The 8,668-nt window shown below is 67.0% G+C and carries 8 protein-coding genes; 6 read left to right on the top strand and 2 right to left on the bottom strand.

The window, feature by feature from the left end:
* The 5 genes from rfbG to JHD80_RS25815 all read left to right on the top strand — a co-directional run.
* The coding region (gene rfbG, locus JHD80_RS25835; protein WP_199093261.1) for a CDP-glucose 4,6-dehydratase at positions 1-768 on the top strand (768 nt) is incomplete at its 5' end.
* Positions 765-2,000: a class I SAM-dependent methyltransferase gene (locus JHD80_RS25830; RefSeq protein WP_199093259.1), complete on the top strand. Its 1,236-nt coding sequence runs from the start codon at positions 765-767 to the stop codon at positions 1,998-2,000. The genes rfbG and JHD80_RS25830, both read left to right, overlap by 4 nt.
* A complete protein-coding gene (rfbC, locus tag JHD80_RS25825) occupies positions 1,997-2,527 on the top strand; it encodes a dTDP-4-dehydrorhamnose 3,5-epimerase (protein WP_199093257.1) in 531 nt (176 codons plus the stop codon). The genes JHD80_RS25830 and rfbC overlap by 4 nt, the downstream gene beginning before the upstream one ends.
* 46 nt (positions 2,528-2,573) lie before the next feature.
* A complete protein-coding gene (locus JHD80_RS25820) occupies positions 2,574-4,871 on the top strand; it encodes a glycosyltransferase family 2 protein (RefSeq protein WP_199093255.1) in 2,298 nt (765 codons plus the stop codon).
* 46 nt (positions 4,872-4,917) lie between these two features.
* Positions 4,918-5,514: an IMPACT family protein gene (locus tag JHD80_RS25815; RefSeq protein WP_199093253.1), complete on the top strand. Its 597-nt coding sequence runs from the start codon at positions 4,918-4,920 to the stop codon at positions 5,512-5,514.
* A 12-nt stretch (positions 5,515-5,526) separates the two neighbouring features.
* On the opposite strand, the gene JHD80_RS25810 is transcribed toward JHD80_RS25815, so the two are convergent.
* Positions 5,527-6,996, bottom strand: coding sequence for an aromatic amino acid ammonia-lyase (locus tag JHD80_RS25810; protein ID WP_199093251.1), 1,470 nt, complete (start codon positions 6,994-6,996; stop codon positions 5,527-5,529).
* 178 nt (positions 6,997-7,174) lie between these two features.
* On the opposite strand from JHD80_RS25810, the gene JHD80_RS25805 reads away from it, so the two are divergent.
* Positions 7,175-7,924, top strand: a complete 750-nt coding sequence (locus tag JHD80_RS25805) for a GntR family transcriptional regulator (RefSeq protein WP_199093249.1) — start codon at positions 7,175-7,177, stop codon at positions 7,922-7,924.
* Positions 7,925-7,927: 3 nt separating this feature from the next.
* Here the strand turns inward: JHD80_RS25805 and JHD80_RS25800 are convergent.
* On the bottom strand, positions 7,928-8,668 hold a 741-nt coding region (locus JHD80_RS25800), incomplete at its 5' end, for an enoyl-CoA hydratase-related protein (protein WP_199093247.1).

The raw sequence follows: 8,668 nt of genomic DNA, 5'->3' as shown, positions 1-8,668 counted from the left end.
ACCTTCGAGACCAATGTCATGGGCACGCTCAACCTGCTGGAGGCGATCCGCGCCCAGCCGAGCGTGCGCAGCGTCGTGATCGCGACCACCGACAAATGCTATGAGAACCGCGAATGGCCCTGGCCCTATCGCGAGATCGATCCGCTGGGCGGGCACGATCCCTACAGCGCCAGCAAGGCCTGCACCGAGATCCTCGCCGCCTCCTGGCGGAGCTCCTTCGCAGCAGAGTCCGACCGGCCGATCGCGATCGCGACGGCGCGTGCCGGCAATGTCATCGGCGGCGGCGACTGGGCGCAGGACCGGCTCGTGCCGGACGCCGTGCGGGCCTGTTCCGGCGGCGAGACACTTGCCGTGCGCAATCCGAGGGCGACCCGGCCCTGGCAGCATGTTCTCGACGCCCTCTGCGGCTACCTGCTGCTAGCCGAAAGGCTTCACACGGATGGCTCCTCCTTCGCGGAAGCCTGGAATTTCGGACCCGACAGTGGCGCCGAGCGCTCCGTATCCGCGGTTCTGGAAACCTTGGCGCGGGCCTGGGGCGACGCCGTCTCCGCGCAAGACGAGGCTGCCTCCGGCCCGCATGAGGCGAACCGCCTCGCGCTCGATTCCAGCAAGGCGCGCCAGCGCCTCGGCTGGCGCCCGCGGCTCGATTTCGAGGCGGCCATCGCCATGACGGCGCAGTGGTACCGGCGCCACGGCCGGGGAACGCCCGCCGCAAAACTCATCGCCGTCGATATCGAATCCTATGAAAGCGGAGCCTTTCGCTCATGAATTCTTGCAAATGCCGCTTCTGCAGTGCGCCGCTCAGCACCGTCTTCGCCGATCTTGGCATGACACCGCTCGCCAATGCCTTCGTCACCCCGGCCGATGCGGGTGAGCCCGAGACCTTCTTCCCGTTGCAGGTCTATGTCTGCGATGCCTGCAAGCTGGTGCAGGCGCGCGACGTCGAGACGCCCGGCGCAATCTTCAGCGACTACGCCTATTTCTCCGGCTTCTCGCAGAGCTGGCTCGACCATAGCGAGCGCTATGCCGAAGCCGCGATCGTGCGCTTCGGCCTCGATGAAGCCAGCAATGTCGTCGAGATCGCCAGCAATGACGGCTACCTGCTGCAATTCTTCCAGAAGGCCGGCATTCCGGTCCTCGGCGTCGAGCCGGCAGCCAATGTCGCGGCGGTGGCGCAGCGCCGGGGCATCCCGACGCAGGTGCGCTTCTTCGGCCGCAAGACGGCCCGCGATCTCGTCGCCCACGGGCACCAGGCCGATCTGATCGCCGCCAACAACGTCATCGCCCATGTGCCCGATCTCAACGATTTCGTCGCCGGCTTCGAGATTCTGCTGAAGCCGGAGGGCGTGCTGACGCTGGAATTCCCGCATCTGCTGCGGATGCTGATCGAGAACCAGTTCGACACGATCTATCACGAGCATTTCTCGTATTTTTCCTTCCTCGCGATCGAGCGGGTGCTGGCGGCCCATGGCCTTGCCGTCTTCGATGTCGAGCGCTTGCCGACGCATGGCGGCTCGCTGCGCGTCTATGCCGGCCATGCCGGCGCCGCAGGGCGCGTCCCCTCCGAAGCCGTGCTGTCGTTGCGGCGGGAGGAGGAGGCTTTCAGCCTCGACCGGATCGATTCCTATGCCGGCTTCGCCGAGCGGATCGCCCGGACGAAATGCGCCCTGCTGGACTTCCTGATCGACGCGAGACGGGCGGGGAAGCGTGTCGCCGCCTATGGCGCGCCGGCCAAGGGCAATACGCTGCTCAACTATTGCGGCGTCGGACCTGAGCTCGTCGCCTTCACGGTCGATCGCAGTCCGCACAAGCAGGGCCGACTCCTGCCGGGTACGCGCATCCCGGTGAAGGCGCCGGATGCCATCCTGGCGGAAAAGCCGGACTACCTGCTGATCCTGCCCTGGAACCTCAAGGGCGAGGTCATGCAGCAGATGGCGGCGCTGCGGGACTGGGGCGGGCGCTTCGTCGTACCGATCCCCGAGGTCGAGGTGCTCGCGTGATCCTCACCGAAACCCGCATCGCCGGCGTGTTCATCGTCGACCTTGCACCCCTCGCGGACGAGCGCGGGCATTTCGCGCGCAGCTACTGCGCCGATGTCTTTATCAGGCACGGCATCCACTTCGCGCCGGTCCAGTGCAACCTGTCCTTCAACCCGCAGCAGGGCACGCTGCGCGGCCTGCACTATCAGGCGGCACCTGTCCCGGACGCGAAGCTCGTGCGCTGCTCGCGCGGCGCGATCTTCGATGTCGCTGTCGACCTGCGCGCGGATTCCCCGACCCAAGGCGAATGGATCGGCGTCGTGCTGGACGCGACGCGCGGACGGGCGCTGTTCGTGCCCGAGGGTTGCGCCCATGGCTTCCAGACGCTGAAGCCCGATAGCGAGGTCTTCTACATGATGGGCGCGGCCTATCGCGCCGATCTCGCCCGCGGCCTGCGCTGGAACGACCCCGCCTTCGGCATCGATTGGCCGGATCCGACGCCGCGCCTGAATGCGCGCGACGCCGCCTGGCCCGACCACGGCGCCTGACCTCCCCTCCCCGAGCACAGTTCGAGACATGACGGATATCGAGACCATGGCAGGCCGCCAGGATATCGAGGCGCCGATCACGCGCGGTCGCTTCCCCTCACTGCGTGCCCTGCTGAAGCGCGAGAGCCCGCTGCCCTTCCATCCGGCGGGACATCTCCGGCCCGACGCGACCGCCGGCCATTGGCGCAGCGACGGCTTCGACTGCTATTTTTACGTGCCGCAGCCGATGCCCGCCGGCCTGCTCTCCATCCGCTTCACCGCGACCCTGCCCGATGCCGGTCTGGAGCGGCAGGATCGCTGGCGCCTCTACTACGATATCGGCGAGGGTTTTCGCGCCGAGGACAGCATCGCAATCCCGGTCGGCGGCGACAGGATCGAGATTGTAGCGATCATCGACCTGCCCGCGCCGGCCCGCGCCTTCCGTATCGACCCCAGCGAGACCTCCTGCCGCTTCGCGCTGCATGAGCTGGCGCTGACATCGCTCGCCGTCGAGCCCCCCCAGGGATTCGCGCTACTGCGCCAACTGCGCGACCTGCATCGGCGGGGCGTGCTGGGGCAAAAGCTCATGCGGGCGGGCGGCCTATTGCTGCGCGGCGAATGGCAGGGCCTGCGCCAGCGGATCGCAGCCAGCGGTGGAAGAGAGGCTGCCGCCTATGCCAACTGGATACGCAAGCGCACCGTGTCGGAAGATATGCGCCAGCGTTTCGTCGCAAAGGCCGAGGCGTTCCAGACCAGGCCACGCTTCTCGGTGATCATGCCCACCTTCAACTCGCCGCCGGCCTTTCTTGCACAGGCGATCGAGTCCGTGCTGGCGCAGACCTATCCGAACTGGGAACTGCTCGCCGTCGACGACGGCTCGACCGATCCGGCGACGCACCGCATCCTCAGGGACTTCGCCGCCCGCGATCCGCGCGTCAGGCCGACCTTCCTGCCGGTCAATGGCGGCATCGCGCGAGCGAGCAATGCCGCGCTCGCCCAGGCGAGCGGCGACTACACCGCTCTGCTCGACCATGACGACATGCTGGCGCCGCACGCCCTTCACGCCTTCGCGGAGGCGATCGACCGCGATCCGCAGGCTGACTGGCTCTATTCGGACGAGGACAAGATCGACGAGGCCGGCCGACGCTCCGCGCCCTTCTTCAAGCCGGACTGGTCGCCGGCCTATTTCCTCTCCTGCATGTACACCTGTCATCTCGGCGTCTACCGGACGAGCCTGGCACGGCGCCTTGGCGGCTTCCGCCCGGAATTCGATTTCGCGCAGGATTACGACCTGGCGCTCCGCTTCGCCGCGGCGACGAGGCAGATCGTCCATATCCCCGATATCCTCTACCATTGGCGCACGCTGCCGCAGTCGACCGCTTCGGGCGGCGAGGCCAAGCCGCAGGCCGAGCTCGCGGCCCGACGGGCAGTGCAGGATTTCGTCGAGCACGGCCGGTACCGCGGCAGCGTCGGCGCGGGGCCGCTGCCCGGCACCCATCGCGTGCGCTTCGCGATCGTGGGCGAGCCGCTGGTCTCGATCGCCATCCCCACCGCCGGCTATCGCAATGCCGCCGATTCGGGCTGGTATGTGCTCGACCTCATGCGCTCGATCCGCGAGCGGACGACCTATCGCAACATCGAGATCGTGGTCTCCGAAAACGGCGACCTGCCGGCGGAGCTGGAGCAGGCGCTGCGCGGCCTCGGCGCGCGGCTGATCCGCTATGACAGCGAGAGCTTCAACCTCTCCGACAAGATGAACCGCCTGGCCGAAGCGGCGACAGGCGAATTCGTCATCCTGCTCAACGACGACATCCGGGTCATCTCGCGCGGCTGGATCGAGGAGATGCTGATGTGGTGCCAGCAGGACGGCATCTCCGGCGCCGGCGCGAAGCTGTTCTTCCCGGACGGTCGCATCCAGCATGCCGGCGTCCTGCTGCTCGGCCAGGGGCCCTCGCATCCCTATTACCTGCACCCCGGCTCGGAGATCGGGCAGGTCTGCGCCGCGGTCGTCCCGCGCGACTACAGCGCAGTGACGGGCGCCTGCACGATGATAAGGCGCGCGGATTTCCTGGCGGTCGGCGGCTACGACACCGCCTATCGAATCAACTACAACGACGTCGATTTCTGCATGCGGCTCAATGCGCATACCGGCGGACATTTCGTGTTCACGCCCTATGCCTGCCTGGAGCACCATGAATCCGTCAGCCGGCCGGAGCCCGAACCCGGCGATCTCGCCAAGTTCAACCGCCAATGGGCCGAGATCGTCGGGCACGATCCATTCTATAATCCCAACCTGTCACAGAACTCGCCGCGGTTCGCGTTGGCGACCGAACCGCTGTCGCTCGCGGAGGTCTACGGGCTGTAAGGCGCGGCTCTGGTTTGCCGGGAAGCTGCCATGCTAAGGCCACGCCATGGCCGCGCGCTTCACCCTCGTCGAACCCGCTATCGCCCGACAGGACATCAAGAAGAGCCGCTTCGTCGCGGCCGCCGCTCCCGTCGCCGACGAGGCTGCGGCCAAGGATTTCATCGCCGCGCAGTCCGATCCGGAAGCCAACCACAATTGCTGGGCCTGGCGGTTCGGGCAGAGCTATCGCTTCAACGATGACGGGGAGCCCAGCGGCACTGCCGGCAAGCCGATCCTCGCAGCGATCGACGGGCAGGGACTCGACGGCATTGCCGTCGTGGTCACCCGCTGGTTCGGCGGCATCCTGCTCGGCAGCGGCGGCTTGATCCGCGCCTATGGCGGCACGGCTGCCCTGTGCCTGCGCGAGGCCGGCAAGGTCGAGCTCGTCGAGACGGCGACTGCTTCTATCACCTGCCCTTTCAGCGATCTCATGCGTGTCCAGGCGCGGCTTGCCGCGCTGGCGGGCGTGCAGATGCGGGAGCAGGCCTTCACAGATAAAGGCGCGATCCTGACAATTTCTGCGCCGAAGAGCGAGATCGACGGCGTGACCCGGCTGGTGACCGATCTCACCAGCGGACGCGCGCTGATCCGGTGGGATCGATAGTACCGGTGCGGTCTACGGGCGGGCGCCCGTGCCGGCTTCGATCAGGCGATCGATCTCGGCTTCGTGGGCGGCGAGATGGTCGATGAAGGCTCCGGCGTGAGGCACGCGCTGTCCAGCACCGGCATAGGGAACGAGCTGCCGCACGAAGGCGAAGAGTTGCCCGGTGACGGCGCCGAGCGGCTTGGCCTTGCGCATCTCGACGGCCTGCGCCGCCACCATCAGTTCCATCCCGAAGATCGAACGGCACAATGCGGCGAGCTCCGCCGCGCGGCGCGCAGCGAGGCCGGCCATGCTGGCACGGTCGAGATTGCCGTTGGAATGACTGGAGGTCGCGAGTTCGCCGACGACCGGGGCGCCGAGAAGCCGCGCCTCCGAGGTGATCGACTTGTGGAACTGCGCGAGCCCGTTGAAGCCCGGCAGGCCGACGCCGTCCTCCTCGATCAGGCCGACGCTCAGGCCCGACCAGAATGAATCGGCCTGCTTGGCCAGCCGCTCCGTCGAGCTGGTGACGACCGGCACCATGGCGAGCCGGGCCGTATCGAGCGCCATCGCGAGCGCGACCATGTCGAAATTGGCGACGGAGACCAGTTGGCGCTGCTCGATCGCCACGATCGGGTTGTTCTGGCTCGCGCTCAATTCGATGGCGAGCTGTTTGCCGGCGAAAGCGAGGCTGTCGGCGGCGTTGCCGTGGATCAGCGGCAGCGAGCGGAAGCTCAGCGGGTCCTGGAGATGGCGCGGCCCGCCGGGCTGCATCAGGTAGCTTCCGACGAGATAGCTCCGGATCGCGCGGCCATGGCGAAGCACGCCGTCGAAGGGGCGCGAATTCAGCGCCGCTTCCGAGACGATCGACGGATTGGCCGCGAAGCCTTCCATGCTGAAGGCGCCGGCGAGCGTCGCAAAATCGAGCATGCGCGCGAGATCGTGGAACGCCAGAGCGGCGGTGCCGATCGACAGCGCGCTGGAGTTCAGGAGGGCAAGCGCCTCGCCGGCCGCGAATTCATGATCTTTGTAGAGTTCCAGCGCGAGGTCCGCGATGGGCGACATGTCGCTCTGGCCCATCGAACCCCAGAGATGGACTGCGATCCGGCGATCCGTGTTCAGGGCCTCGACCAGCATCTCCGCCATGACCGGCCTGACGCCGAGATAGCCGGTCGCCATGCTGTTGAGCAGCACGACCATCATCGCCCGCACCGTCTCATGCGAGGCGAGCGGGCCGTGCCCCATATTGTGGGTCAAAAGCAGGCGGCGGTTGAATTCGGGGATGCGATCGGGAGCCAGCATCGTGCCGGTCTTCGCGCCGACGCTGCTGGTGACGCCGTAGATCTTCTCGCCCTTGCGGACGACCTCGTCGACGACCTCCCGGGCGCGGCCCATGCGGTCGATCGCCTCGCGCGCGAGAGCAACCTTGGCCCCGAACCGGGAGACCCGGACGACCCCTGCCGGGTCCAGGTTCCGCCCGGTGATCTCGACGATGTCCTGCATGATGATGCGTCCGAGCAGCTTGGCGACAATCGGTGGTCCAGGGCTTTGCGGAGCGCGCCGCCATGGCCATATAAAAGGACAATAAGCTAGTTCATTGAATTAATATCGCGGCCTCTGCTCGTCAATCGCCGGCCGTTGCGGTAGCCTGCCGCTTGTCGCACATCGCATTGGGAGCCGCATGATCGTCCGCAGCGTTTCGTCGAAGCCGCTGGATTTCAAACGAACCGGCATTTCCCGCTATCATCAGCTCGCGACGCTGTTCCGCCGCCGGATCGAGGCCGGGCAATGGCAAGTCGGCGCGCAGATCCCGACCGTCGACGATCTCGCGCTGGAATGCGGGGTGGCGCGGGCGACGATCCGCCAGGCGCTCGACCTGCTCGAAGACGAGCAATTGATCGAACGCTTCCGCGCGCGCGGAACCTTCGTGCGCCGGCGGCCGGCGGAGAACCTGTGGTGCGCGGTCGGCACCGACTGGTCGGGCCTGCTGCGCCCGAACTACGACGCGACGATCGAGATCCTCCATGACGAGCCCGATGTGGCCCTCCACGCTTTCGAGGAGCAGATCGGCACGCTCGCCCCGCTCTATCGCCATGTCCGGCGCCGTCACTGGCGGCATGGACAGCCCTTCCTCCTGGCCGATCTCCATATCGATGAGCGGCTGCGCGACCGCATCACCCCGCGCGACCTGGAATCCAAGACGGCCCTGCGCCTGATCTCGGAGGTCGAGGGCGTCGAGATCATCGATGCGCGCCAGACGCTGACGATCGGCACCGCGGATATCGAGACCAGCGAGGCGCTGGCGATTTCCCTGGATTCACCCGTCGCCTTCGTTCACCGGCAGGCGCTGGACCAGGACGGGATGCTGGTGCTCGATGCCAAGGGCATCTATCGCGGCGATGTCGTGAAGTTCGACGTGAAGCTGCGCTAGACATCACCGCCCCTCGAATTGCGGCGGACGCTTCTCCAGAAAGGCACGCATTCCCTCTTTCTGGTCCTGCGTGTCGAAGAGCTGGACGAACGCCTTGCGCTCCAGTGCGAGCGCCGTTTCCAGGGGCACGTCCTGCCCGAGTTGCACCACCTCCTTGATCGCCTGCACGGCGAGCGGCGGCATCGCGGCCACCGTTTTGGCGATGGCGAGGGCGCTGTCGAGCGCGCTGCCATCGGGCACGATTGCCGAGAGTAGTCCCGCCTGGAAGGCCTCGCTCGCGGTCAGAGGCTCTCCGGTCAAGGCGAGCAGCATGGTGCGGTACTTGCCGATGGTGCGCAGGAGGTGCTGCGTGCCGCCGGCGCCAGGCATGACGCCGACGCGGATTTCCGGCTGGCCGAAGCGCGCGCCCTCGCCGGCGACGATCATGTCGCAGCACAGGGCCGTCTCGCAGCCGCCGCCGAGCGCATAGCCCTCCACGGCCGCGATCAGGATCTTCGGGCAGCGCCTCAGCACCGTGAACATTCGGTCGGTCGCGAGTGCCTGATGCCGGGCGGGACTCATCGATTCCATCTCGGCGATATCCGTGCCGGCAATGAAATAGCCGCCCGCGCCGGTCAGGACGATGACGCGCACATTGCTGTCGGCCTCGAGCGTCAGGACGGCGTCGGCGATGCGCGCCTTTATGTCGAGGTTCAACGCATTGCGACGCTCCGGTCGGCTCAGCGTGAGGACCGCGACGCCATC

This window comes from Allobosea sp. ASV33 (assembly GCF_016428755.1).
Classification (GTDB): domain Bacteria; phylum Pseudomonadota; class Alphaproteobacteria; order Rhizobiales; family Beijerinckiaceae; genus Allobosea.
This window is presented reverse-complemented; position numbering and strand designations above follow the sequence as displayed.